Origin of the sequence: Chitinophaga sp. RAB17, from assembly GCF_052114225.1 — a bacterium.
Taxonomy (GTDB): domain Bacteria; phylum Bacteroidota; class Bacteroidia; order Chitinophagales; family Chitinophagaceae; genus Chitinophaga.
This window is the reverse complement of the sequence record NZ_JBFREI010000002.1, coordinates 974,426-1,000,963: the sequence shown is the minus strand read 5'-3', so window position 1 is coordinate 1,000,963 and position 26,538 is coordinate 974,426. Positions and strand designations below refer to the sequence as shown.

Annotated in this window: 23 protein-coding genes; 9 read left to right on the top strand and 14 right to left on the bottom strand. The window is 44.0% G+C overall.

Going from position 1 to position 26,538, the window contains the following annotated elements; genetic code table 11:
* Nucleotides 1-58: 58 nt before the first annotated feature.
* Nucleotides 59-1,768: a single-stranded-DNA-specific exonuclease RecJ gene (gene recJ, locus AB4Z08_RS10125; protein ID WP_441573611.1), complete on the top strand. Its 1,710-nt coding sequence runs from the start codon at nucleotides 59-61 to the stop codon at nucleotides 1,766-1,768.
* 70 nt (nucleotides 1,769-1,838) lie between these two features.
* Here the strand turns inward: recJ and AB4Z08_RS10120 are convergent, their stop codons facing one another.
* Both AB4Z08_RS10120 and htpG read right to left on the bottom strand, forming a co-directional pair.
* Nucleotides 1,839-2,636 carry a hypothetical protein gene (locus AB4Z08_RS10120; protein WP_441573610.1) on the bottom strand — a complete coding sequence of 266 codons (798 nt, stop codon included), beginning with the start codon at nucleotides 2,634-2,636 and terminating at the stop codon, nucleotides 1,839-1,841.
* A gap of 168 nt (nucleotides 2,637-2,804) precedes the next feature.
* Nucleotides 2,805-4,634 carry a molecular chaperone HtpG gene (gene htpG, locus AB4Z08_RS10115; RefSeq protein ID WP_441573609.1) on the bottom strand — a complete coding sequence of 610 codons (1,830 nt, stop codon included), beginning with the start codon at nucleotides 4,632-4,634 and terminating at the stop codon, nucleotides 2,805-2,807.
* Nucleotides 4,635-4,973: 339 nt separating this feature from the next.
* Here htpG and AB4Z08_RS10110 point away from each other — a divergent pair, with 339 nt between their 5' ends.
* The 8 genes from AB4Z08_RS10110 to AB4Z08_RS10075 all read left to right on the top strand — a co-directional run bounded on the left by AB4Z08_RS10110 (nucleotide 4,974) and on the right by AB4Z08_RS10075 (nucleotide 12,472).
* A complete protein-coding gene (locus AB4Z08_RS10110) occupies nucleotides 4,974-8,258 on the top strand; it encodes an Ig-like domain-containing protein (protein WP_441573608.1) in 3,285 nt (1,094 codons plus the stop codon).
* A gap of 202 nt (nucleotides 8,259-8,460) precedes the next feature.
* Nucleotides 8,461-8,811: a 30S ribosomal protein S6 gene (gene rpsF, locus AB4Z08_RS10105; RefSeq protein ID WP_245898643.1), complete on the top strand. Its 351-nt coding sequence runs from the start codon at nucleotides 8,461-8,463 to the stop codon at nucleotides 8,809-8,811.
* 4 nt (nucleotides 8,812-8,815) lie between these two features.
* Complete coding sequence (rpsR, locus tag AB4Z08_RS10100; protein ID WP_133806446.1) at nucleotides 8,816-9,088, top strand: 30S ribosomal protein S18; 273 nt, start codon at nucleotides 8,816-8,818, stop codon at nucleotides 9,086-9,088.
* A 6-nt stretch (nucleotides 9,089-9,094) separates the two neighbouring features.
* Complete coding sequence (rplI, locus tag AB4Z08_RS10095; protein WP_079469410.1) at nucleotides 9,095-9,541, top strand: 50S ribosomal protein L9; 447 nt, start codon at nucleotides 9,095-9,097, stop codon at nucleotides 9,539-9,541.
* Nucleotides 9,542-9,702: 161 nt separating this feature from the next.
* Nucleotides 9,703-10,578, top strand: a complete 876-nt coding sequence (locus AB4Z08_RS10090; protein WP_441573607.1) for a hypothetical protein — start codon at nucleotides 9,703-9,705, stop codon at nucleotides 10,576-10,578.
* 35 nt (nucleotides 10,579-10,613) lie between these two features.
* Complete coding sequence (locus tag AB4Z08_RS10085) at nucleotides 10,614-11,237, top strand: rhomboid family intramembrane serine protease (protein ID WP_441573606.1); 624 nt, start codon at nucleotides 10,614-10,616, stop codon at nucleotides 11,235-11,237.
* Between the two features lie 54 nt (nucleotides 11,238-11,291).
* On the top strand, nucleotides 11,292-12,017 hold the full coding sequence (locus tag AB4Z08_RS10080) for a hypothetical protein (RefSeq protein ID WP_441573605.1): 726 nt from the start codon (nucleotides 11,292-11,294) through the stop codon (nucleotides 12,015-12,017).
* 53 nt (nucleotides 12,018-12,070) lie between these two features.
* Nucleotides 12,071-12,472, top strand: a complete 402-nt coding sequence (locus AB4Z08_RS10075) for a hypothetical protein (protein ID WP_441573604.1) — start codon at nucleotides 12,071-12,073, stop codon at nucleotides 12,470-12,472.
* A gap of 119 nt (nucleotides 12,473-12,591) precedes the next feature.
* Here the strand turns inward: AB4Z08_RS10075 and AB4Z08_RS10070 are convergent, their stop codons facing one another.
* From AB4Z08_RS10070 to nuoF, 12 genes are all read right to left on the bottom strand, one after another.
* Nucleotides 12,592-13,695 carry a D-TA family PLP-dependent enzyme gene (locus AB4Z08_RS10070; RefSeq protein WP_441573603.1) on the bottom strand — a complete coding sequence of 368 codons (1,104 nt, stop codon included), beginning with the start codon at nucleotides 13,693-13,695 and terminating at the stop codon, nucleotides 12,592-12,594.
* 81 nt (nucleotides 13,696-13,776) lie between these two features.
* A complete protein-coding gene (locus tag AB4Z08_RS10065) occupies nucleotides 13,777-15,090 on the bottom strand; it encodes a gluconate:H+ symporter (protein WP_441573602.1) in 1,314 nt (437 codons plus the stop codon).
* A 49-nt stretch (nucleotides 15,091-15,139) separates the two neighbouring features.
* On the bottom strand, nucleotides 15,140-16,417 hold the full coding sequence (locus tag AB4Z08_RS10060; RefSeq protein ID WP_441573601.1) for an ABC transporter permease: 1,278 nt from the start codon (nucleotides 16,415-16,417) through the stop codon (nucleotides 15,140-15,142).
* Between the two features lie 138 nt (nucleotides 16,418-16,555).
* Nucleotides 16,556-17,929 carry an NADH-quinone oxidoreductase subunit N gene (locus tag AB4Z08_RS10055; RefSeq protein ID WP_441573600.1) on the bottom strand — a complete coding sequence of 458 codons (1,374 nt, stop codon included), beginning with the start codon at nucleotides 17,927-17,929 and terminating at the stop codon, nucleotides 16,556-16,558.
* 62 nt (nucleotides 17,930-17,991) lie between these two features.
* A complete protein-coding gene (locus AB4Z08_RS10050; protein WP_441573599.1) occupies nucleotides 17,992-19,428 on the bottom strand; it encodes a complex I subunit 4 family protein in 1,437 nt (478 codons plus the stop codon).
* A 33-nt stretch (nucleotides 19,429-19,461) separates the two neighbouring features.
* Nucleotides 19,462-21,360 carry an NADH-quinone oxidoreductase subunit L gene (nuoL, locus tag AB4Z08_RS10045; RefSeq protein ID WP_441573598.1) on the bottom strand — a complete coding sequence of 633 codons (1,899 nt, stop codon included), beginning with the start codon at nucleotides 21,358-21,360 and terminating at the stop codon, nucleotides 19,462-19,464.
* A 54-nt stretch (nucleotides 21,361-21,414) separates the two neighbouring features.
* Nucleotides 21,415-21,732: an NADH-quinone oxidoreductase subunit NuoK gene (gene nuoK, locus AB4Z08_RS10040; RefSeq protein ID WP_106527262.1), complete on the bottom strand. Its 318-nt coding sequence runs from the start codon at nucleotides 21,730-21,732 to the stop codon at nucleotides 21,415-21,417.
* Nucleotides 21,733-21,791: 59 nt separating this feature from the next.
* Nucleotides 21,792-22,286: an NADH-quinone oxidoreductase subunit J family protein gene (locus tag AB4Z08_RS10035; protein ID WP_441573597.1), complete on the bottom strand. Its 495-nt coding sequence runs from the start codon at nucleotides 22,284-22,286 to the stop codon at nucleotides 21,792-21,794.
* Nucleotides 22,287-22,345: 59 nt separating this feature from the next.
* Nucleotides 22,346-22,849, bottom strand: a complete 504-nt coding sequence (gene nuoI / locus AB4Z08_RS10030) for an NADH-quinone oxidoreductase subunit NuoI (RefSeq protein WP_441573596.1) — start codon at nucleotides 22,847-22,849, stop codon at nucleotides 22,346-22,348.
* Nucleotides 22,850-22,901: 52 nt separating this feature from the next.
* Nucleotides 22,902-23,945 (bottom strand): NADH-quinone oxidoreductase subunit NuoH, encoded by a 1,044-nt coding sequence (gene nuoH, locus AB4Z08_RS10025; protein ID WP_441573595.1) that lies wholly within the window; start codon nucleotides 23,943-23,945, stop codon nucleotides 22,902-22,904.
* Between the two features lie 21 nt (nucleotides 23,946-23,966).
* The gene (locus AB4Z08_RS10020; RefSeq protein ID WP_441573594.1) at nucleotides 23,967-25,055 is read right to left on the bottom strand and encodes a 2Fe-2S iron-sulfur cluster-binding protein; all 1,089 of its coding nucleotides are present in this window, start codon (nucleotides 25,053-25,055) and stop codon (nucleotides 23,967-23,969) included.
* A 75-nt stretch (nucleotides 25,056-25,130) separates the two neighbouring features.
* Nucleotides 25,131-26,495 (bottom strand): NADH-quinone oxidoreductase subunit NuoF, encoded by a 1,365-nt coding sequence (nuoF, locus tag AB4Z08_RS10015; protein ID WP_441573593.1) that lies wholly within the window; start codon nucleotides 26,493-26,495, stop codon nucleotides 25,131-25,133.
* Nucleotides 26,496-26,538: the final 43 nt, after the last annotated feature.

The window sequence follows — 26,538 nt, the reverse complement described above, 5'->3', positions numbered from 1 at the left end:
ATAAAAAATAATGTAATATGCGGAAGAAGCGGATAGCTTAAGCCTTTAAAATAAAATAATGCAAAAACGCTGGACAGTAAAGGCATATCAACCAAATCAGGAACAGTTACTACAGTCATCATTGCGTATACACCCGTTGCTATGCCGGTTATTAGTACAACGCAGTGTAACCAACTTTGAGGCTGCCCGGCAATTTTTTCGCCCTACGCTTGAAGATCTCCATGATCCATGGAAGATGAAAGATATGGATAAAGCCATTTCACGTATAGAACTGGCCTTCTTCCAGCATGAAAAAATACTGATTTACGGAGATTATGATGTGGATGGCACCACTGCAGTAGCTACTGTGTACGCTTTTCTACAGAAACTCTACAGCAATATTGAATTTTATATCCCACACCGCTACCGTGAGGGCTACGGTATTTCCATGCAAGGCATTGAATATGCCCGGGATAATGATTTCAGCCTGATTATAGCCCTGGACTGTGGCATTAAATCTATAGAACATATTACTGTGGCCAAGGAATGGGGAATAGACTTCATCATCTGTGACCACCACCTTCCCGACGCCATATTACCTCCGGCAGTAGCCATTCTGAACCCAAAACAGGCAGACTGTCCCTATCCTTATAAAGAGTTAAGCGGGTGTGGTATCGGTTATAAGCTGATCTGCGCTTTTGCTCAAAAAAGAGGATTACCATCCGCCGAGGCCAATAAATTCCTCGATCTGGTAGCCACCAGCATTGCCGCAGATATTGTTCCCATGACCGGAGAGAACAGGATACTGGCTTTTCATGGTCTCATAAAAGTAAATGAAGATCCGCTGCCCGGCATCAAAGCGCTGATTACCCTCAGTGCGCTAAAAGAAAAGTTAACCATTGCCAACCTCGTATTCGTGATTGCCCCACGTGTGAATGCGGCCGGCAGAATGGATGATGCCCGGAAGGCGGTCAACCTTTTTATAGAAAATGATGTGGAAAAAGCAGCCGCTATTGCTGCCGTATTACACGCAGATAATTTCGACAGAAAAGAAATTGACAGCACCATTACCCAGGAAGCAATTTTGCTCCTGCAAAATGATGTGGACATTGCCAACAGAAAATCAACTGTCCTCTACCAGGCCCACTGGCACAAGGGAGTAGTAGGAATTGTTGCGTCCAGGTTGATTGATAAATATTACTATCGCCCCACAATTATTCTTACACAATCAAACGATAAGGTAGCAGGGTCCGCACGCTCTGTTATGGGCTTTAACGTATATGAAGCCATTCACCAGTGTAAAGATTTGCTCGAAAACTATGGCGGACATTTTTATGCAGCAGGGATGACCCTCAAAACAGAAAATGTAAAAGCTTTTCAGGAACGTTTTGAAGAAGTAGTGGCCAGAACTATACACCCGGATCAACTGGTGCCGGAAATAGTTATTGATTCAGAAATTCATTTCTCCGATATCACGCCGGCATTTTTTAATATTCTTAAACAATTTGAACCCCTGGGACCAGAAAATCTACGCCCTGTTTTCCTGGCCAGAAATCTTGTAGACAACGGTTATTCAAAGATTGTAAAAGATGAACACATCAAATTTTCTGTAAAACAGGGGAGATATGGCCCCACCATGTCCGGGATTGGTTTTTATATGGCGGAAAAATTCCCGGTAATGGCCGGCAAAAAACCTTTTGACATGGTCTTTTCACTGGATGAAAATGAATGGAACGGTCAAACCTCTCTCCAGCTAAAAGTAATTGATATCAGAATCGGAAATAATTGATTTCTATTCAGATATTTTGTTCCGGTGAATGCCCCTCCTGAGGTAAAATATCTGAATAAAAATCAACCAATTATTTATGCTGCTTTAACAACCAGGTATATACATCGGCATTGGCGTAAGTACGTGTCCAGGCATCATGGCCACCATTAGGATACTCTGTATACTGTACATTTCCTCCAATTGCTTTCAGGGCTTTCACCAACACCCGCGAATTCTCCACATTTACAGTTGGATCATCGGCTGAATGGAAAACCCATGTAGGCATCGTTTTCAACGCCGGCATACGATTTACATCCCCACCTCCGGAAATTGGAATAATAGCAGCAAATTTCTCAGGATGAGCAGAACTCCAATCCCATGTTCCATATCCGCCCATGCTTAAACCCGTCAGATAAATCCGGCTGGGGTCCACATGATACTTAGCCAGCACTTCTTTATAGAGCACATCAAGATATTGTGGATTCCACCAACCGCTTAAACATTGTGGCGCAATCATCACAAAAGGTTTTCCACTCACAACCCTTACCAGTCCTACATTTCTCAGTACATTAATATCATTCCCCATTTCTCCAACCCCGTGCAGGAAAATAACAACCGGCCACTTATGGCTTTTCTCACTGTTATAAGTACTCGGAATATATAGCAGATAGTTACTGATATTCCCACCCTTTGTATCGATTTTTTGTATGGTGATACCGGCCGTTTGCTGGGGAAAAGTATCCCCTGCCGGTGGTGGCGTTACAGGTGTGGTCGTCACCGGTGGATTTGTTGCAACTGGCTGTGTGGTTTCTGTTTTCGAACAGGAAAAAAGTGCGAGCGTACTCAACACAATGACATGGCTTAAAATTTTAATTGTTCTTTTTTTCATATAACTACTATAAACTAAAAATCCCCTGGCAATATGCCAGGGGATAGGTTTTACAATATTTTTCTCCTGCCTTATTTAATATTATATGCAGTTTCAGGGGTTGCTGCAAATAAAAACTAAAAAACCAGGAAATGAAATACTTTTTTTATTGTGCAGTTATCTTACTTTTTACTTTCTTTCTCCCATCAGTTCCACGCTTCTATTGACAAATGCGGTAAGATCCGCTCCTGTTAATAAATTCTGCGATAATAGTRCCAAGTCCGCCAGATTCTTTATCTGCTTCTGTTGCAATGTATTATCACTTTCTTTCAGTATCTGCGTATATACCGGGTGATTCGCATTCACCGTCATACTTATTTCGTCAGGCATATTGGCATACCAGCTCATTCCGCCACCGCCCATAGCCGCCATGTCTTTCATACGGCGCATCAATTCCGGACGGGTAACAATAACTGGTTGCGCATCAGTACTCAAACCTTTCATTTCTACTTTGATGTTAGGTTGGGTAACCTGTGCACCAAACAATTCTTTCAGTGTACCTTCCTGCTCCTGCGATAATACAGTGGTGCTGTTCTCGTCTTTATCTATCAGATTATCTGCAATGTCTGCATCCACGCGGGTGAAAGAAACATTGTCCCACTTCATTTCCATATTGTTGATGAAAGCGGCATCTACCATGGTTTCCATCTTCACTACGAGGAAGCCTTTATTTTTTGCAGCCTGTACATAACTGTCCTGCTGTACCGGGTTGGTAGCATAGAGCACCACCAGCTTCTGCTCCTTATTGGTTTGCAGTGCTGCCGCTGCAGTACGGTATTCTTCCTGGGTATAAAATTTACCACCGGCTACATCTTCCATGATCAGGAATTTGTTGGCTTTGTCCATGAACTTGTCATCGGTCATCATACCGTATTTCACAAAAAGACCGATAGAATCCCATTTATCTTCAAAAGAAACACGGTCATTACGGAAGATTTCATCCAGTTTATCCGCTACCTTCTTAGTGATATGTGCGTTGATTTTCTTTACATTCGGATCTCCCTGCAGGTAGCTGCGACTCACGTTCAGCGGAATATCCGGGCTATCGATCACACCATGCAACAACATCAGGAATTCAGGAACAATGTCCTTTACCTCATCTGTTACGTATACCTGGTTGGAGTACAGATTGATCTTATCTTTCTGCATCTCGTAGCTCTTGTTAATTTTCGGAAAGTACAGGATACCAGTAAGATTAAAAGGATAATCCACATTCAGATGAATCCAGAATAACGGTGCTTCTGCGTATGGATATAATTCTTTGTAAAAATTCTGGTAATCTTCTGTGGTCAGTTCACTTGGTTTCTTAGTCCATGCAGGGCTGGTATTGTTGATCTGTGTACCTTCAAAAGTAACCGGAACAGGCAGGAATTTACAGAACTTCTCCAGGATAGAACGGATGCGGCCATCTTCCAGGAATTCTTCACTTTCTTCGTTGATATACATCACGATTTCGGTCCCCCTGTCAGCTTTGGTGGTTTCTTCCAGTTCATATTCCGGGCTGCCATCGCACTCCCAGCGAACCGCTGCAGCATCTTCTCTCCAGGATTTGGAGAAGATTTCCACTTTGCTGCTCACCATGAAAGAGGAATAAAAACCAAGACCAAAATGTCCGATGATATTGGTACCATTCTCTTGCCCTTTGTACTTCTTCAGGAATTCTTCCGCTCCTGAAAATGCCACCTGGTTAATATATTTATCCACTTCTTCAGCAGTCATACCTATACCATGATCTGCAATAGTAATCGTCTTTTTCTCCTTGTCTACTCTTACATCAATCGCAATGTCGCCCAGATCTCCTTTAAACTCCCCTACACTGGCTAACGTCTTTAATTTCTGGGTAGCATCCACAGCATTACTTACCAGCTCGCGGATAAAAATTTCATGATCGGAATACAGGAACTTTTTAATAATTGGGAATATGTTCTCTGTTTGAACACGTATTGCACCTTTTTGCATTGGTTATCTGATTTTTTTCGTGAACATTTTTCAAAGTGTGTGCCAGCAGGGTTATACTGACAAGATGACAAGACACAAATTAAAAAAATATAAAATATAAATACAGCAGGCTGTGAATATACAGAACCTATACTTGTCCACACAAAATTTTATCAGAAAAGAGGGACCGCTATTTCCATTTGCCTCTTTTGTTACCCAACCTAAGTAAGCGTGGCATTCATATGAAAATATGATATAGTTAAGGATCTTAACTATTAACAAAAAAATCATATGAAGGATGGTATGAATTCCGTAGATTTAAGATACCGAAATCTGATTACCCCTTTCTAAAAACATACTATGGAAAAACCTCTATTCTCCTTATTATTTATTGGTATTCTTATTTGCAACAACGTGGTTGGGCAAACTAATCCTGGGGCAAGGCCATTGCCATATCAACAGGATTTTGATGCCCTTCCTTCGTCTGCCACTACCTACCCGGATGGGTGGCAGGGATGGTTGTTAACCGGTGCGCCTTCCGGTAATTTTAATACCGCGGCGCCTTCCGGTGATAAACCACTAATAGCTAATGGCAGCGCATCATCCACCGCTAATGGTGTATACAACTACACCGGTAAAATTGGGTTCTTAAACAGTGGCAGTGTGGATAATGCACTGGTACTTTCTGTCAACACAGGCGGGCAACAAAATGTGCAGCTGAGTTACGATGTAATGACTATCAGGAATCCTTACGATGGGAATTCAAACACTCGCGTAAATGAAGTGATTGTACAATATCGTATAGGCGACACCGGTAGTTTTATTAATATCGGAGAGACAGCCTATCAGAACGACACTATTACACAAACCGGATCGGGTGTTACCCTGCCACAGCATGCTGTCAATAAATCAGTGCTGTTACCCCCCGCCTGTAATAACCAGGCATTGGTGCAGTTACGCTGGGTAAACCGACAAATCAGCGGAGCTGGCTCCAGACCTGGATTTGCCATTGATAACGTTCTGGCAAACGGATCTGGCAGTGATACTACTTCACCAGTTATCAGCAACCTGGTTCCGGCCAATGCTGCGGTGGGAGTGTCTCCTGTAACATCTCCCCAGATCACCTTCAGCGAAAATATACAGGCAGGTAATGGATTCATTTTCCTGCACAACAGCAACACGGGTACAACAGACAGTTTGGCTATAAATAATGCTGCGGTAATCATTAATAATAATGTACTCACTATTAAAAAAATACTGCAGCCCAACCGGCATTATTATATTACAGCAGATAGCGGTGTAATAAAAGACCTGTCAGGCAATGCGTTTGCAGGCATCAGCGACAGCACGCAATGGGGCTTTGCTACCGGCAGTCAGGAACTCAGCTATTCCTTTAACGACTGTACACCCAGTGGCAGTAGTGTCCTCAGTGGAGGTTTTACCCAATATAGTGTAAGCGGGGCACAACTATGGGGCTGCACCACTTTTGGTCAAAATAACAGCAATGGCATACAAATCAATGGCTATAGCGGAGGTCCGGTTGAGAATGAAGACTGGTTAATTTCTCCGGCTTTTGATCTGACAAGTTTACATTTTCCACTGTTACAATTCAGCAGTCGTACTGCCTTTGCTGGTCCATCCCTTAGTCTCCGTGTGTCTACCAACTATACTGGTAATGGTGATCCGCGGCTGGCCACCTGGACGACCATCAATGGTCGCTTTCCTGATGCCGGCAGTGATGTCTGGAAATTATCTTCCGGTATAAATCTTACGCCATTCAAACAAGGTAGTGTTTACGTTGCTTTTGTGTATACCTCAGGTCCATCGGTACAGGCAGCACGCTGGACAATAGATGATTTTGTGCTTACAGATACCACTGCCGCACCAGCGCCCACCCTGAACAGTAGCCCTGCTACACTTGATTTCGATTATGTGAAATCCGGGCAAACATCGGAGGCGCAAAGCATTCATTTCTGGGCCAATGATTTTACCAGTGATCTGAATATCAGTGCTCCTGCGGGTTTCAAAATATCACGCAACGACAGCACCTTCAGCAACCAGGTAACCTTTACACTGGCAGACATTAATGCCGGTCCGCAGGATGTATATATACAGTTTGCTCCTGCAGCCACCGGACAACCTTACAGCGGTACGCTTAGCTTTAGCAGCACGGCTTTCTCCGACCATCACATTACGTTATCCGGTACTTCGCTGCGCTCTTTAAAAGTAGTTAACTGGAATATTGAATGGTTTGGAAGTCCGGCACAGGACCCTGCGAATGATAGTCTGCAACAGGTGAATGTGACCACCATACTTAAAAAGCTGGATGCAGACATATTTGCATTGGCAGAAGTGGTGGACACGGCGCGCTTCCGGGCAGTGGTAGCCCAGCTGCCGGGTTATAGTTATGTATTATCCGATTTTGGATCTTACGCCGACAGCCTAACAGATGTGGATTATGTGAGTGCGCAGAAACTGGCTTTTGTATATAAAACAGCTGTGATCAGGAAGATCCGGACCTACGGTATACTACGAAAAGGCGGCAGCAGCAATGCTTATTATAACTGGTCCTCAGGACGTTTCCCTTATCTGATGGAAGCCACCGCCAAACTGGACAATGATTCGGCGCGGATACAGTTTGTATTATTACATGCCAAAGCCAATACTGGTACCAAGCCGGAAAAAATTACTTCCTGGCACCGGCGTAAGGATGGCTTAAAGGAACTGAAGGACACCCTGGATCTTCAATACCCTTATAGTAATATTATTATGTTGGGAGATTTTAATGATGACTTGTCTAAAACCATCACTACGGAGTTATTACCGGATAGCACCACATCTTACATCGACTTCATGAATGACAGCAGTGACTACCGGCCGCTGACTTTGCCGTTAAGTTTGTCAGGGCAGCGATCTACCATCAGTTTCCCTTCAGTTATTGACAATGTCATTGCTTCCAATGAAGTAGGTGTGGCCTACCTGGCAGGCTCTGCAAGTATTCAAAAGCAGGTAGAGAAACTGGTGAGCAGTTATGGCAGCACTACTACGGATCATTACCCGGTAATGAGTCGTTATAGCTTGCCGGTATTGGCGAATCCTTTGCCTGTCACTGGTTTTGATGCCAAAGGGGATGGCAGCAAGGTATTGCTGAGCTGGCATACACCGTATGAAATCAACAGTAAATACTTTGTGGTAGAGCGTTCCAGGAATTATCAGACGTATGAGGCGATAGATACCATTGCGGCTCATGGCACTACACGGGAAGCATCGGCCTATATTACCTATGATGAGAAGCCCTGGTTCGGATTTTCTCAATACCGGTTAAAAATAGTGGGCCTGGATAGCAGTATCCGGTACAGTCCGGTGAAATTGGTTTTCATGGCTGATAAAGATCTGTTGTGGAAGTTATTGTGGTGTATATTTGGTCGCCAATTGCAGTATTGGATTGATTGGCCGCGTGGTGGACAGGCAAATGTGCAGTTGATAGATGTACAAGGTCGTGTCCGCTACCAGGGTCGTACAGAGTTGATGAAGGGCAAAAATTATAAAACTATTGATATAGGGCAGCTGCCAACGGGTATTTATTTCCTGCGGGTACAATCGGGTGAACAGGTGCAGGTTAGCAAGATTCTCGTTAACCACTGATCTTTTTGAAAAAACCATGCAAACGAGACGCCGCCCTGGGCCACCGGGGCGGCTTTTTATATCCTATTCATCTGACTATCAATAAAATACACATACATCGCAAGATATTTGGGGAATAACGGGTCAATCGCGTGGAAATAAGGAATAGTTCAGTATCTTTGCGGTCCTAATTTTTTAATTAAACCATTTAAAACAGGGAATTATGAACTACGAATTGATGGTGATCTTTACCCCTGTGCTTTCCGAGGACGACTACAAAGCCGCCCAGAAGAAATTCGCTGATATCATTAAAGATAACGGCGGAGAAATCACGCACGAAAATCCCTGGGGATTAAGATCACTGGCGTATCCTATCCGGAAGAAAACTACAGGAATGTATGTTGTTCTGGAATACAATGCGCCATCCGACCTCAATGAGAAGCTGAAAATCCAGCTGAATCGCGATGAAAATGTATTACGTCACATGGTTACTGCGCTGGATAAGCACGCTGTTACTTACAACGGCCGCAAAAGACATGGCGTAAATGCTGAATCTAAAACCACTGAAGCTTAAAACTATGGCAGTTAAACCGAAACAAGAAATCAAGTACTTAACGGCCGTAAAAACCGAGAAACGTCAGAAGAAATACTGCCGTTTCAAGAAGTTGGGCATCAGGTACGTAGATTACAAAGACGCGGAGTTTTTGAAGAAATTTTTGAACGATCAAGGCAAAATGTTGCCACGTCGTATTACGGGTAACTCCCTGAAATTTCAGCGTAAAGTAGCCCAGGCTATTAAGAAAGCTCGTCAAATGGCTTTATTGCCTTATGTTACTGACCTTTTAAAGTAAGAAGTTATGCAAATTATCTTAATACAAGACGTAGATAACCTGGGTCAGAAGAATGAACTGGTTAGCGTAAAAAATGGTTACGCCAGGAATTTTCTGATTCCTCAGAAATTTGCAGTGGAAGCAAGCCCTTCTAACATGAAGCAACTGCAGGAACGCCTGAAGGTGCAGAAAGTGAAAGAAGAGAAACTGCTGGCTGAAATTGCGAAAGTAGTGGAAGTTCTGAAAGCTTCTCCTGTTAAAATTGGCGCTAAAACCGGTACTTCCGGTAAAATATTCGGTAGCGTAACTGGTGTTCAGATTGCACGTGCAATTAAAGAACAGAAAGGTTATGAAATCGACCGTCGCCGCATCCACATCCTGGATGACGTTAAAGAACTGGGTACATACAAAGCTCGCCTCGATTTCGGTAAAGGCAACGAAACCGAACTGGAATTTGAAGTAGTAGCTGAGTAATATTCCAACTTGTTGGAAAAAGAAACTTCCCGGGCTGATTCAGTCCGGGATTTTTTTGTGTCAGCATGATCGCGTTTGTGTTTCGTTCATGCCGCATCCCAATCAACCGCCGAAAAACTCAAATCTTATTAGTATTTTCATACCCTTATTCCGCCATGAGTATGAAAAATGTTATCTACTGTTTACTGATCGTTATCACTGTTTCAGCCTGTAGTACCAATAAATACAAGGCAGCCGTTCCCCGGCTGACGACTATTGGTATCCGTGGCGACAGTATTCCCCAATATACTTTTCACTACGATGCTGCAGGCAATCTGCAGGAACTGGTGCATCATGAACAGTTGAATGATACCAACATCAGCACCTTTTTTTACGATAGCTCCCACCGCATTACCGGCATGACATTATCCAGCCGGGATACCAACACCAACAAGATACAGGAACGTGCCACGGTAACTGCCTGGGATAAAGAGGGTAATGTTACCGCCATACAATATTTTGATGCCCAGGAGCGTCCATTACGTTCTGCCAGTATCCGCTGGAAAAAAGGCCTCCCTGAAGTAATGAAATATTCTGATTCCACGCAGGCGATCAGCTGGAACTACAAGCAGGGCAATCCTGAACGGAAAGATATCTGCATTGATACCTTTGCCGGTAAGCAAAAAGATACCCTGATTACTTTGCGAACCGCCCACTATGAGTGGGATGATTCTATTAATCCTATGCATCCGATTTTAAACCAGCTGCTCATCAGCCATGCAGTAGCACCGGTTATTCACCTGAGCCCAATGGGAGACCTTAACAATGCCTTTCTACATTTGAGTACCAATAACCCTTCCCTGGTGAAGATTACAGAAAAGGAAAAATCCATCTATCAGCAACATTTCCAGGAGTATGAACGTTCCACTGTTGTGCAATACACTTATAACTACAATGGTAACGGATATCCAACCGGAGCATGGGTGCACCTGCACAGTGTAGGTTTCACCAAACAGGATATAGATACCGAGTTCATAATGGAATATCGCTACGAGTAAAGCGTTATTGGTGTTTTTTCATTAACTTTTAGGAGATGAAAATCACAGACCGACTTAAAAAAATGCCGGTTACACTGGTGCTGATTGGTATAAATGTGGGAATGTTCCTGTTTACCATCCTAACAGGAATGGATATATGGTGGGGAAATGGCACACAGCTCCTGCACTGCGGTGCCAACTACTGGCCTTTGACCATCCATCATCAGGAGTATTGGCGATTATTAAGCAGTATGTTTTTACATGCCGGATTATGGCACCTTTTTACCAATATGCTGGGATTGTTCATTGGTGGTTTTTTCCTGGAGCCTGTACTGCGTAGTCTCCGGTATGGTGGGGCTTATATCATTACCGGCCTTTTATCCGACTATGTCAGTATCTGGTTTCATAAAAGTGCTGTTGGAGTGGGGGCATCCGGAGCTATTTTTGGCATTTATGGGGTGTTTCTGGCGCTGCTGACAACTCCTCTCTTCCACAGGGAAACACGTAAGGCTTTCCTTGCTTATATAGGCTTATTTATAGTATTAAACGTAATAGCTGCGGTTATCTCGCAAGGAGTGGATAACGCGGCACACCTGGCTGGCTTTCTGAGTGGCGCTCTTATCGGGTATCTTTTCTTCTTCACTTTAACAAAAGCAGATGGAGAAAGACTATCCGTCTAAGCATCCTCACAAAGGTCTAAATACTTACATTTGTACACTTAAATGCGACAAAAGATGATGAATAAGTTATGGTTCCTGCTATGTGCTGCCACTATACTGGTACTTGGCTGCAAAAATAAACAGGCAGGCAATACTACTACCGCAGCCAACGACTCTACACCACCAGCCATTCATAATATCCCTGATGATACCCTTCAGATGGGGAGTAAAACATTTTTTGTCTACTTTATTGAGAAAAAAGATTTTGACAAATATCCCCTCCCTCCGGTGGATTCCAACGAAACAGATGTACTGGCAAAAGATACCCTCGTAAAACGGGAAGGTACCCGGCTCACCATTCAACTGCAAAATGGCAAACAAAGAGTGATGGCCAACAATAGCAGCGAAGGAGAAGACTATATCGGATACACCTATGCCGCCAATTATCCCGTTATTAAAAGAAAAGGATTTTTTGTTACCTATTATGAAGGCAGTGCTTTTGAACTGGTGAATGCCTTGAACGGAGACTCCATGATGACCTGGTCTGCTCCTGCTATTTCGCCCGACAAAAAATATCTCCTCACCTCCTCCATGGACCTCGTGGCTGCCTTTGATCCAAATGGATTTCAACTGTTTTCCGTGAATAATAATGATATCAAACCTGTGGGAGAAGTGAGCCTGACTGACTGGGGACCGGGTATGGTGCAATGGATTAATAACAAAACAATACTGTCCGAATATATTACCATCGATGAAGAAGGAAACACGCAAATACAATACGTAAAAATGGTGATGCAATAAAGACTATTTAGTATATTTAAATAGCAATCACCAAAATCAAATCCACGCTATACATGAAAAAACTGATCACCTCTGGATTATTGCTGGTCTTCACCTTTTCCTATACAGCATTTGCTACGAATATACCCGTCAATACGCTGTTTCAGGCACCTACAATGAATATAGATGGTACGGCCAGTTCCATTGTAAGTAAGCTGGATAAATCGCTGCAGCTAACGGCCATACAAAAGCCGAAATTACTCAATATTGTAACAGGCTATTTAAAACAAAAAATAGCTATTCAACCGTTGCAACAAAGTAATCTGAAAGCATATACTACCAAGATGAACAGCATGCAAAATGGCCTGCAATCAAAATTAAAACCATTGCTTACGCTTACACAGTACACAGAGTACCTTGGCTTGAAACCAAAGTCATATGATGAAACAAATGTTTTGTCAAACTTGTACTACTGAGCGAAAAGCTAAAGGCATAAAGCAAAAAACTATTGAAGCGAATGAATAAAGTGGATATTGTTCCGCTCTAATCATTCGCTTCAATAGCTTTTTGCTTTATGCCTTTAGCTTTTCGTGTCTTAAACAATAATCTGTCTGTCGCGGGCTACGATCCTCCAGTTGGCTGTAACCGTATTCCCTTCCGCCACATAGGCCTTTTCGTATAAAGCTACTGTGGGACAAATGTGCAGTGGTACACCATAAAACATGGTGCCTACCGGATATAATGTCGTATCTGTGACTCTGAGTACCAGGTGCTCCTCACTTTGTGATACTGGTTCTGCTGCCGGTGCATTGAGAAAATGTACTCTTGGCTGCGGGCTTTCAGCTGCTACCGATTTATGCCCCAGGTCCAGGCAAATATGCGTTTCATCGATGACAGAAATTACCCGGCTGATCACCAGCGCGGCCCATTTAAATGCTTGCTCCGGCAAGTTTCTGCCATATCCCCAGTCCCAGAAAATAAAAGTACCCGGGCTACATTGAATATCTTTCCTTTTTGCATGTATGGGGAAAGTGGGACTACCACCGGCAATAATAACCGGCTGCGAAAGGCCGACGGCGACTATCTGCTCTGCCAGCAAGGCTACCGGTGCATACGCCGCATCGCATTTTTCTTTTCGTATATCCATCTCCGTATCATGAATATGACCGTCATAAGCATGCAGTCCTACTGGTGTTATTCCTGGTAAAGTATGCAGGTACTGATATAGTTCCAGTGCCGCTGCAGCAGGTTTGATACCGGTGCGGTTCATTCCTATATTCAAATCCATGTATACCGGCAAACGCCTTCCCTGTGCGGCAAATATACCGCTGATAGCCAGTGCTGCATCCGGGTTATCTACAATACACGAAAAGGATGTTTGAGGATATTTCTGTACCAGTTCCAGTAAACGTACAATCTTTGGCCCTACCGGCTGATATGCCAGTAATACATCCGAAGCATTTGCCATTCCCAGCATTTCTGCTTCTGCAATGGTGGCACATTTAAAACGCTGTATACCCGCCTCCTGCATTAGTTGCGCCACTTCCGCAATTTTATTTGTTTTTACGTGTGGGCGTAACCGTTGCACATCATCGATCATCGTTTTTAGCAACGTAATATTCTCTGCTACCCTATCCTTATAAACAACAACAGCCGGAGAGTCAATTTGTGCGGCATTTGTAAGCTGATACCATTCCATGAAAAAAAATTTATACCAATTTATTTTTATCGTTTCCCCGTACGCAGACAAAAGAAATATAATTACGTATATACTTATCCGTTATACCACCAAACTTAACAGCAAACAACCGATCAAACCCGTAACAGAAACAATCGTTTCCATCACCGACCATGTTTTGATGGTATCCTTCACTGACAAGTTAAAGTATTCCTTGAACATCCAGAAACCTGCATCATTTACATGTGAAAACATCAGGCTGCCTGCTCCGGTAGCCAGCACCATGAGATTAGGATTTACACCTGAAGCCGCTATCATAGGCGCTACAATACCGGCAGTAGTTAACCCTGCTACCGTAGCAGATCCAATACATACCCGTATAATAGCTGCAATACCCCAGGCCAGTAACAGCGGATGCAGGTGCATGTTCTGTAAGGTATCAGCAATATAACTGCTTACCTTACTATCATGCAATAATTGTGTAAGCGCACCGGAACCACCTATTACAAGAATAATAACGGCTACGTCTCTTACCGCTTCATCCATAATACCCATTACTTTTTTTGCCGGCATTCCTCTTCCCAATCCTAGTAAATACATACCATTTAATACCGCCAGTAACATCACAATCAATGGCTCTCCCAACCAGGTGGCTACATGATAAATGATATCATCTTCCCTGACAAATACTTTCACCAGCGCTGTTACTGCCAGTAAAAATACAGGTAACAATGCCGCAAAAAGACTGGTAAACATGCCAGGTAACTGCTCTTCCGGAATGGGAGCCCCCACAAACATTTTTCCCGGAGGATTCGTGTAATGCCTGAGAAAACGGGAAAATACCGGCCCTGCCAATATAATAGCAGGTATCGCCACCATAATTCCAAATACAAGAGTCATTCCCATATTAGCATGAAACTGCTGTACCAATGCAGTCGGTGAAGGATGAGGTGGTAAATAACCATGGGTAACAGATAAAGAGGCCAGCATAGGAATACCCAGGTATACCACCGGCAATTTGGTACGTGCTGCCACCGTAAAAATCAGCGGCACCATTAGTACAAATCCAATATTATAAAACAAGGGAATACCCACAATAAAGCCGGTGAGCATCAATGACCATTGCACGTATTTTGGTCCGAACAGGTTCATTAAGCCACCTGCAATCTTCTGCCCTGCGCCACTTTCCGCTACCAGCTTGCCTAACATACTACCAAAAACAATGACCACAATCAGTGAGCCAAGCGTTTTACCTATCCCCGTTTGAATAGACTGGGTAATGTCCGTTACATTCATATGCAACGCCAGCCCCATCAGCAAAGACACTATCAGGAAAGAAAGGAACGTATTTAAGCGCAGCCAGGTTACCAGTATGACCAGTAAAATAATAGCAGCAATAACGATTAATAAGGGCATATGGCTTACTGTTTTACATGAACATGGAAAACAACAAGATAATAAAATATTATTCGTATCTCAACGCAATGATAGGATCTAATTTAGAGGCTTTATAAGCGGGATAAAGGCCGGAAACCAATCCCACTGCGGCGCATATAGTTACGCCTATTAAAATCCATAACCAGGGTATTATAAAGGATGATTTCAGTAAGGCAGACACTATATTTCCTAACAACATACCCATAATTACGCCTATCACACCACCCATTACACTGATAATAATGGCTTCAAACAGGAATTGCGTACGCACAACGTGGCTGGTAGCGCCCAAGGCTTTGGTGACGCCTATTTCGCGGGTACGCTCTGCCACAGATACCAGCATGATGTTCATCAGGCCAATAGCCGAGCCGAAAAGCGTAATAAACGCAATGACAATGGCAAACAAATTTACCTTACTCAGGCTGGCGAACAACATTTCCGCTATACTATCGCTTTTACTAATATCAAAATTATCTTCTTCATTTATAGCCAGCCCACGGATAATGCGGAAAAGTCCGATAGCCTCTCCCTGCGCAGCATCCATCTGCTTAATGTCATTGACGTTCACCCCTATCTGGTAACTGGCACCGGGGCGGTTGAAGACTCTTCGTGTGTTATTAACCGTTGTAATGACCACATTATCGGCGCTCATCATTTTACTGCTTCCTTTGGTGGCCAGCACTCCTATTACCCGGTAACGGATATCTCCCACGCGAATAGTGCTGTTCACCACATTTTTCAGCTCCTTTCCAAACACTTTCTGTGCTACATCATTGCCCAGTATCGCTACATTTCTGCCAGACTGCACATCCAGCGTATTAAAATCCCTGCCCTGTGAAATCTCATAATTGGAAATCTTCAGGTAGTGTTCATCTCCCCCTATTACCTGTACGTTAGGATTCGTTTTCTTCTCATCCTTGTATACCGTAGCAATGCCGGTAGCCTGGAAAGAAACACTAACTGTTGCCGGAAAATCATAACGATCACGAAAAGCAATCGCTTCCTGGTAGGTGATAATTTTATTACTGTTGGATTTCTTTACTTTCTTAATATTCTTGTTGCCTTTGGATGCTTTATTATCATCATCTCCCATATGCACCTGCATCCCCCGGTTACGGATAGAAAAACTGTTGGCGCCCATACTGGCAAAGCTGCTGTAGATACTACTCTTCATGCTATCTATCGCAGTAAGAATACCTACCAGTACTGTAATACCTAATGCGATAATAGCTACAGTAAGGCCTGTGCGCAATTTATTGCCAGTTACAGAACGATATGCCAGTGAAAAAATATCTCTTGATTGCATAATGACGGGTTACCTATAAAGTTAATGTAATATAGCTATTAAATCCATTCCTTTTGGGATGAACGGCTAATCGTATAAAAGAGAAAGACCGAAGTAATACTTCGGTCTTTCTCTTTTATACGATTAGCTGTCAATTGTTTACAACCAGCATAATAACAGATTCGGGAACAGTCCTAATACCAGTACCAGCGCAATAGTCAGTATCAGGCCAGCTTTAAAACCACCGGAGATATTTTCCACTTCCGGTTCGCCTGTTCTAAAATACATGGCAATGATCACGCGGAAATAATAGTACACACTGATGGCTGCGCAGAGCACCGCCAGTATCACGAGCCACAGCAAGTGCCCATGCTGGATAGCAGCAGACAGTACAAAGTATTTCGCAAAGAAACCAGCTGTCACAGGGATACCTGCCAATGAAAACAGGAACACAGCTACTGCCGCCGCCAGTAAAGGCTGCTTGCGTGCCAGTCCGTTGAATCCTTCAAAAGTATAATCCTTCAGTTTCATCAGTACCGCAAACACTCCAATGGTGGCTATGCTGTAGGCCGCTGAATAAAGGATAATACCCTGTGTACCCATATTATTCATCGCCACTACTGCAAAAAGCATAAAACCCGCTTGTGCAATACTGGAATATGCCAGCATACGTTTAACACTTTGCTGAAACACGGCGCTGAAGTTACCAAGTACCAGGGTAGCCGCAGTAATAATAGACAGTATCAGCGTCCAGTGTTCGCTGATGGCACCACCGGCAAAGCTGGTATGGAACATCCGCAGGAATGCCACAAAACCACCGGCTTTTACTACGGTAGACATGAAAGCAGTAAACACAGTAGGTGAACCATCATATACGTCTGGCGTCCAGAAGTGAAACGGCACCGCAGATACTTTAAAGGATAAGGCAAATACAATGAGAATGATGCCACATAACGCTAACGGATGAACGCTTTCAGCGCCTAAACCTAAAGCAGCTACATCAAAACTACCGGCTGCACCATAAATCAGGGTAATACCCATGAGCAGGATACCGGTAGAGAAAGCTCCCATCAGGAAATATTTCAGGGACGCTTCATTGCCTTTCAGGCTTTTCTTATCTGCCCCTGCCAGTATATACTGCGGGATAGACATAATTTCAATTGCCAGGAATAACATGAGCAGGTTGCTGAAAGAGGCAGCCAGTGTAATACCTGCCAGGATAAAGAAGATCAGGGCAAAATAATCAGCTACATGTTCTCCAACCTTTTCAAACTCACTACCTGATAACAGGAAATATAACAAAGTGGCTCCCAATGCTACCGCATTGAATATCACACCAAATTTGGTCACTTCTATCATGCCATACATTACATATCCGCCAAGCTCCACAGACGGATACTGTGCCAGGTTAGCAATAAATGCTATTATGATGGCCGCGATGGCAAAAAATTTAATATGCTGCTTATTGCGTACAAATAAACCAACAAACATCAGTACAACGCCCGATAAAGCAGTAGAAATTAGTGCATTCATATTTTTGCGTTACAAAACCCCGTTACAAATTTTTCCACCTGTTATTTAGTAGCAACTAAATATCAGAATAATTGATTTACCACTTCCGTGGTGCTGCTCACCAAATCCAGCATGGGTTTGGGATAAACACCCAGCACTATGATCATGATCACAACCAGACTCAAAGCCAGGGTTTCGCCAGGCTGTAAATCTGTAGTAGTTTCGGTTAAGTCATTGCTCTGACCGAATATTACCTTCTGTATCATACCCAGGGTATAAACGGCAGCGAGGATAATACCTAATCCGGCAAATGCCATGAACCAGTGATTATATTGGAACAATCCGCTGAACATCAGGAACTCACCGATGAAACCATTGGTAAGCGGTAATCCGATGTTAGCCAGACTGATGATAACGAAGAAGATAGCCATGCGCGGAGCTTTCTGTGCCATTCCGCCCAGCTGATCCATATTCTTAACACCCAAACGCTGCTGTATTACTTCTACAATGATCCACAAACCAATGATATTGATACCGTGGTTAAACATCTGCACCATTACACCTTGCAGACTTTGTTCTGTATTAGCAAAAATAGCCGCACACATTAAACCGATGTGGGCTATTGAAGAATAGGCAATCAAACGTTTCAGATCATTCTGCACCATCGCAATGCAGGAAGCATAGATGATACCGATGATACATAATACAATCACTACATCAGACCACATCGCAGCACCCTGCGGAATTACCGGCAACAACCAGCGGATCACACCAAATAAACCCATTTTCACCATTACACCGGAAAGGATCATGGTAACAGGCGTAGGCGATTGCTCGTAAGTATCCGGCTGCCAGGTATGGAAAGGGAAGATGGGCATTTTGATGGCAAATGCCACAAAAAAGAGCCAGAACAACCATTTCTGATCTTCCGGATTCACCTGTAAATGACTAAAGGAAGCCCAGCTGAAAGAATGATCAGGTGTCAGTGAATACAGGTAGATAATACCTACCAGCATTAACAGGGAGCCGAGGAAAGTGTATACAAAGAATTTAAATGTAACGGCTATACGTTTTTCTCCTCCCCATAAAGAGCAGAGGAAATAAACAGGTATCAGCGCGAGTTCCCAGAATATATAAAACTGTAGGGCATCAAAAGCGGTGAATACACCGGTTAAGCCGGCCTGCGATAATAACATCAAACCATAAAAACTGTTAGGTTTTTCGTAGTTGCGGTTATAAATGGTGATGAAAACAAGCAGAGAAGCAATCGCTGTCAATAAGCAAAGCATCACCCCCATTCCATCTAACCCTACCCGGAATTGACTTCCCAGCTGCGGAATCCAGTTGGCAACAAAGTTCAGACTGTCAGGAGCAGTGCGAAAGGTACACCAGGTTCCTATTGCGATCACCACTGTTGCCAGCGATGAAATCATGCCCAGTACCTTTGGCCCGGACCCCTTCAGACCAAATGCGATAAGGCCTGCTATGAAAGGAATCAATATTAATAAAACTGTCAACATAATTTATCTGCGCTTGTAACTTCTGCTATTGGTTTATAATAAGAATCCGATCACAAATAATACGATCATACCGATCACCATGGCAAAGATGTAAAATCCTACCTGTCCGTTCTGCAAGAGGCGGATACGTTGTCCACCCAGCTGTACACCACGGCCTACACCGTTTACCAATCTGTCTATACCTGCCTTTTCCACGGTATCGCGGAAAAAACGGCCCAGTTCATAGAGCGGTTTAACGATGATAGTATCATATAGTTCGTCTATATACCATTTGTTTTCGAGCACTTTTGCAAAACCGGTACTTTCTGTACCTGCGTCTTCATAGTTTGCAAATTTCTGACGTGCAAACAGGATGAATACAATTACCAGCGCACTGCTCACACCCATCAATAACCATTCTGTACCATGCGACAGATGATGTGCTACTGCAAAAGGAGCAGAAGGTGCAAAAACCGGTTCCAGGTATTCCGCCAACCAGTTCTTCGTTCCAAATACTTCCGGTAAACCGATATAACCGCCCACGATAGAAAGCACTGCCAGTATCACCAATGGAATGGTCATAGCAGAAGGACTTTCATGCAGGTGATGTTCCTGGTCGTGTGTACCGCGGAACTTACCGGAGAAAGTAATATAGTATAAGCGGAACATGTAGAAAGCTGTCATGAGCGCACCAATGAGGCCCAGTACATATAATACCGGGTTATTGGCATACGCCTGTGCGAGGATCTCATCTTTCGAAAAGAAACCGGAGAAACCAGGGATACCTGCAATTGCCAGACAGCCCACCAGGAATGTCCAGGCGGTAGTAGGCATAAATCTTTTCAGACCACCCATTTTCCGGATATCCTGTTCACCACCCATCGCGTGAATAACAGAACCGGAGCCCAGGAACAACAATGCTTTGAAGAAGGCATGTGTCATTACGTGAAACACCGCCGCTCCATACGCACCCACACCGAGGGCCAGGAACATATAACCTAACTGACTTACTGTGGAATAAGCCAGTACTTTTTTAATATCGTTTTGCTTTAATGCAATAGATGCTGCAAACAGCGCGGTAGCCAGACCAATGATCGCAATCACCGTTTGGATATGTGGCGCCAGTGTGTAGATCACGTTGCTGCGTGCAATCATGTAAATACCAGCAGTAACCATCGTTGCCGCGTGGATCAGTGCAGATACAGGTGTTGGACCCGCCATTGCATCCGGTAACCAGGTATACAAGGGAATCTGTGCAGATTTTCCCATCGCGCCAACAAACAGCAGCATCGCAATAGCAGTAATAATACCGTTGTTCATGCCCAGTGGAGCTGCTTTTGCAAACACTTCCGGAAAAGTCACCGTGCCAAACTGCGTGATCATAAAGAAGATGGCAATCAGGAAGCCCAGATCACCAATGCGGTTCATCACAAATGCTTTCTTAGCGGCATTATTATAGCTGGTATTTTTAAACCAGAAACCGATCAGGAGGTAAGAACAAAGCCCTACACCTTCCCAACCAATAAACATCATTACGTAGTTGGCGCCCAGCACCAGGATCAGCATGGAAAAAATGAAGAGGTTCAGATAGGCAAAGTACCTGGCGAAACTTTCATCACTTTCATCATGCATGTAAGAAGTAGAGTAGATATGAATCAGGGTACCTACGCCGGTGATCACCAGCAGGAACAAGGCACTCAGCTGATCAACCTGGAAAGCGAAAGGAATATGCAGGGAACCTACAGAAATGAAATCAAACAGGGTGACAACCTGTGCGGAAAATCCCGGAGTTTTCACTTCCAGGAATATTAATAAGCTAATCACAAAGGACGCCAATACGGCGCCGCTTCCAACAAATCCTACCAGGGACTTGGATAAAAATCTGCGTCCCAATCCATTCACCAGGAAACCTAATAATGGTAAAAATGGTACAAGCCAAACTAGATTAATCATTTATCAATTCTATTTACGACGTCGAAAAATTTAATAATTAAGAAAGCAGAATTATTAATTTTTCAGCCTGTTAAGAATGTTAATATCTACTGAGTGTGTGTTTCTGTAGACCATAGTAATTATAGCCAGTCCTACTGCTACTTCCGCAGCTGCTACCACCATAATAAAGAATACAAATAGCTGTGCCGATCCGGCATCTACCCTACCTGCGTCTGCCCACATTTTGGAAAATGCTACCATCAACAGGTTTACCGCATTCAGCATCAGCTCTATGCACATAAAAATAATGATCGCATTTCTGCGCATCAGTACACCCATCACACCTATGCAAAACAAGGCGATACTCAGGAATATGTAATATTGAACAGGCATAAAATAAATTACGAATTACGAATTACGAGTTACGGAGAAGCCCGTATACCCGCATGTTGCTAGTCTTTTTTACCAATCACTACTGCTCCTACCATTGCACTGAGGAACAGGATGCTGCTCACCTCGAATGGTACCACATATTGTTTGAACAGGAGCATACCCAGGTTTTTGATCAATCCGATATCAGTAGCCTGTGTGCTCAATGCCGGCATGCTGGCATCCCGCAGGGCGGCTACCAATACTACCAGTAAAGCACCACCGCTGATAGCACCTGCATATTTCAGCCAGTTGCGTTTCTGCGGCTCCAGTTCAGCATTCAGATTCATCAGCATCATCACGTAAAGGAACAATACCATGATGGCTCCTGCATATACAATGATATGCACGACTGCCAGGAACTGGGCATTCATCATGATATAATGCCCGGCGATGGTAAAGAATGTTACGATCAGGCACAACACGCTCGTCACGGGATTCTTACTCAATACCACGCCCAACGCTGAAACCAGCGCGATGACCGACAGCACTATGAAAACTATTTGTTGTATACTCATTCCCATCTCTGCTATGTTTGACTATTGTATTTTTAGCTAAATGTGCGCTGTGAATAATATTATTTGTTCTCTTTCGGATGAGGAATCAGCAAATCATCTTTTCCATAGATGAAACCTTTACGCTGATAATTTGCCGGAGCAAATGTTTCAGACATGTATACCGCATCTTTAGGACAAGCTTCTTCACAAAAACCACAGAAAATACAACGCAGCATATTGATTTCATATTTTGCCGCATATTTTTCTTCCCTGTACAGATTTTCTTCTCCCTCTTTCCTTTCTGCTGCTTCCATCGTAATGGCTTCAGCAGGACAAGCTACTGCGCACAATCCACAGGCAGTGCATCTTTCACGTCCTTCCTCATCCCGGTTCAATACATGTAAACCACGGAATACCGGGCTAAAGTCACGTTTTTTCTCAGGAAAACTAACCGTCGCCTTACGTTGAAAAAGATGCTTGAAAGTAATACCCATGCCCTTTGCGATAGCAGGGATGTACAACTTCTCTGCGAAGGTCATCGGCCGGCGATCTACTGCTTTTGCCCTGTTTGTTAATGCTTGCATAATGAATGCTTTATTTAATCCACACGATCTGTGTGTATTTAATTAGATGATATTAATGTTGACGTGCCAGTATTAACGCTCCTGTGATCAGCATATTCACCAATGCCAATGGAATCATTATTTTCCAGCCCAAACGCATCAGCTGATCGTAACGGAATCTCGGAACCGTCCAGCGTACCCACATAAAGAAAAATATGAAGCACAATGTTTTAATAAACAGTGCCAGGAATCCGAGAATAGTCAACAGGTTACCGTCCAGTCCCAGGCTATCCATATACGGGAAAGCATAGCCACCGAAATACATGGTAGCAATCAGTGCAGAACTGACAAACATATTGATATATTCTGCGAACAGAAAGAAACCCAGTTTCATGGAAGAATATTCCAGGTGATAACCACCATTCAATTCATTCTCTGCTTCCGGTAAGTCAAATGGTGCACGGTTAGTTTCAGCAAAAGCACATACCAGGAATATGAAAAAGCCCAGTGGCTGATAACATACATTCCATAAGCTATGGCGTTGTTGCTCTACGATGTCTTTTAAACTCAGTGAGCCCGTCAGCATCAGCAGGGCTATCAAAGCCAGACCCATAGGCAGCTCGTAGGAAATGATCTGGGAAGCAGCACGTACAGAAGCCAGCAGGGAAAACTTGTTATTGGAAGCCCAGCCACCTATCATGATACCGTATACGCCCATGCTCACAGTACCAAAAATGAAGAGGATACCGATGTTTACATCTGCCACCTGTAAGGAAACAGTGCGACCAGCAATTACCAGGCTATCTCCCCAGGGAATCACAGCACTGGTCATACAGGCTACCAACATGGCAATAGACGGACCGAGAATAAAGAGGAAGCGGTTGGAGTTGGCAGGAATAATCTCTTCCTTGAAGAAGAGTTTACCACCATCAGCCAGTGGCTGCAGCAATCCCATAAAACCGGCACGGTTAGGACCAATACGATCCTGTATCCATGCTGCCACTTTTCTTTCACCCCAGGTAGAATACATGGCCACTACCAATGAAAGTACCAGTACCACTGATATCAGGAGTACTTTTTCAATTATAAAAAACCAATCTATGCTTAATAAGGTCATACTTACACGTAATTACGATTGTTACTTCTTAAAATCATCAGAGTGAGCCGGGCCCTGGATCTGCGAGAGATCCACATCCGGTCTGTTTACCTGGCTTTCAGAGTGAATATTAAACAGCAGCTTAGGTTGTCTGCCGTCCAATACTTCCACCAGCGGATCTTTAGGTTTTACGGTGTTCACGTAATGACCCTGGGAAATAACGCTGTTACGTTCTATTTTGCGTGGACCTTCGATGATCCAGTCTTTTGCTTCTTTTTTATCAAAGCGGCAGGTATCACAGATAAATGCTTCCACTTCTCCGTATTTATCCTTGCGGGCAGTTACACGGAATACTTCGTCACCGCGCATCCACAATACTGTTTTACCACAGCATTTCGGATTTTCGCAATTACGGTGTGCATCTACCGGTTTCAGGAACCATACACGGTTTTTGAAACGGAAAGTCTGATCTGTTAAAGCACCTACCGGACAAACATCTATCACGTTACCGATGAAATCATTATCCAGTGACTGGGAGATATAAGTGCTGATTTCAGAAGCATCTCCGCGGCCAAGGATACCATGTTCGCGTTTTTCAGTAAGCTGATCAGCGGTATACACACAACGGTAGCAAAGGATGCAACGTGTCATGTGTAATTTGATATGATCGCCGAGATCTACTTTATCAAAAGTTCTGCGTTTGAATTCGTAGCGGGTGCTGTCTGCTCCGTGTTCGTAGCTCAGATCCTGCAGGTGACATTCTCCTGCCTGATCACATACCGGGCAATCCAGCGGGTGATTGAGCAACAGGAATTCCACTACCCCCTTACGTGCGTCCAGTACTTCCGGAGAAGTAATGTTAGCCACTTCCATACCATCCATTACGGTAGTACGGCAGCTGGCCACCAGTTTAGGCATAGGGCGTGGATCGGCATCTGAACCTTTGGATACTTTTACCAGGCAGGTACGGCATTTACCACCGCTACCCTGCAGCTTGGAGTAGTAACACATGGCCGGCGGCACTATTTCTCCTCCTATCTTCCTGGCCGCGTTCAGTATGGTTGTACCGGGTTCCACCTCTACTGAGATGTTATCGATTTTAACCTTAAATAATTTTATTTCCTCCGCCATCTTAATATCTTTTGTGCTCCCGGGGAGCAACGTTTATTTATATATTGATTCCTTATTTCAGTATATGCATGCCCGTTATACAGCCGCTGGTGCAGGCAATGGCAATGGATCTGCGTAATGTGCCAGACCAAAATTGCGGGTCTGTGATTCCTGAGGATTAGCCACATGCCATTCGAATTCATCTCGGAAGTGGCGTATCGCTGCTGCTACCGGCCATGCAGCAGCATCACCGAGCGGACAGATGGTATTTCCTTCTATTTTGCGTTGAATATCCCACAGCAAATCGATATCACTCATTTTGCCTTTACCAGTCTCAATGTTCTGCAGTACTTTCTTCATCCAACCGGTACCTTCACGGCAAGGGCTGCACTGACCGCAGCTTTCGTGGTGGTAGAAACGAGCAAAGGTAAGCGTATTGCGTACAATACACTGGTCTTCATCCATTACAATGAAACCACCGGAACCCAGCATGGAACCTGTTGCAAATCCGCCATCAGCGAGACTTTCATAGGTCATCATACGGGTCTCGCCTTTCGCTGTTTTAAGCAGCAGGTTGGCTGGTAACACCGGAACGGAAGATCCGCCGGGGATACAGGCTTTCAGGCGTTTATTATTTTTGATGCCACCGCAGTACTCTTCGGAGTAAATAAATTCTTCTACGGAGATATTCATTTCGATCTCATACACGCCGGGTTTGTTGATATTACCACAGGCAGAGATCAATTTGGTACCGGTTGATTTGCCGGTGCCGTATTTAATATATTCATCGCCGCCGATATTGATGATAGGCACCACCGCTGCGAGTGTTTCTACGTTATTAACAACAGTAGGGGATTGCCATAATCCTTTTACTGCCGGGAATGGTGGCTTGATACGTGGGTTACCGCGTTTTCCTTCGAGGGATTCTATCAGGGCAGTTTCTTCACCACAGATATAAGCACCCGCACCGCGTTGCACATATATTTCCAGATCGAAACCGGTTCCCTGGATATTTTTACCCAGCCAGCCTTTGTTTTTAGCTTCTGCAATGGCCTGTTCCAGGATGTCCGGAATCCAGGCATATTCACCGCGGATATAGATGTAGCAACTGTTAGCGCCGAGGGCAAAGCTGGAGATAAGTAACCCTTCAATGAGGAGGTGGGGTAAAAATTCCATCAGGTAGCGGTCTTTGAATGTACCCGGCTCTGATTCATCCGCGTTACAAACGAGGTAACGGGGAACACCTTCTGGTTTGGCGATGAAACTCCACTTCAGGCCGGTAGGAAATCCTGCGCCACCGCGGCCTCTGAGGCCACTCTTTTTCACTTCTTCCAGTACGCCTTCCGGTCCCAGCGTTTTCAGCGCCTTTTCAGCTGCAGCATAACCGCCGTTGCTCCGGTAGGTATCATAATACCGGATGCCTTCTATATGTGCTTTATCTAACAGTAATTTGCGTCCCATTTTCTTCCTTATGGTGTAATGGTTCCGGTAAACCCGGCCCCAT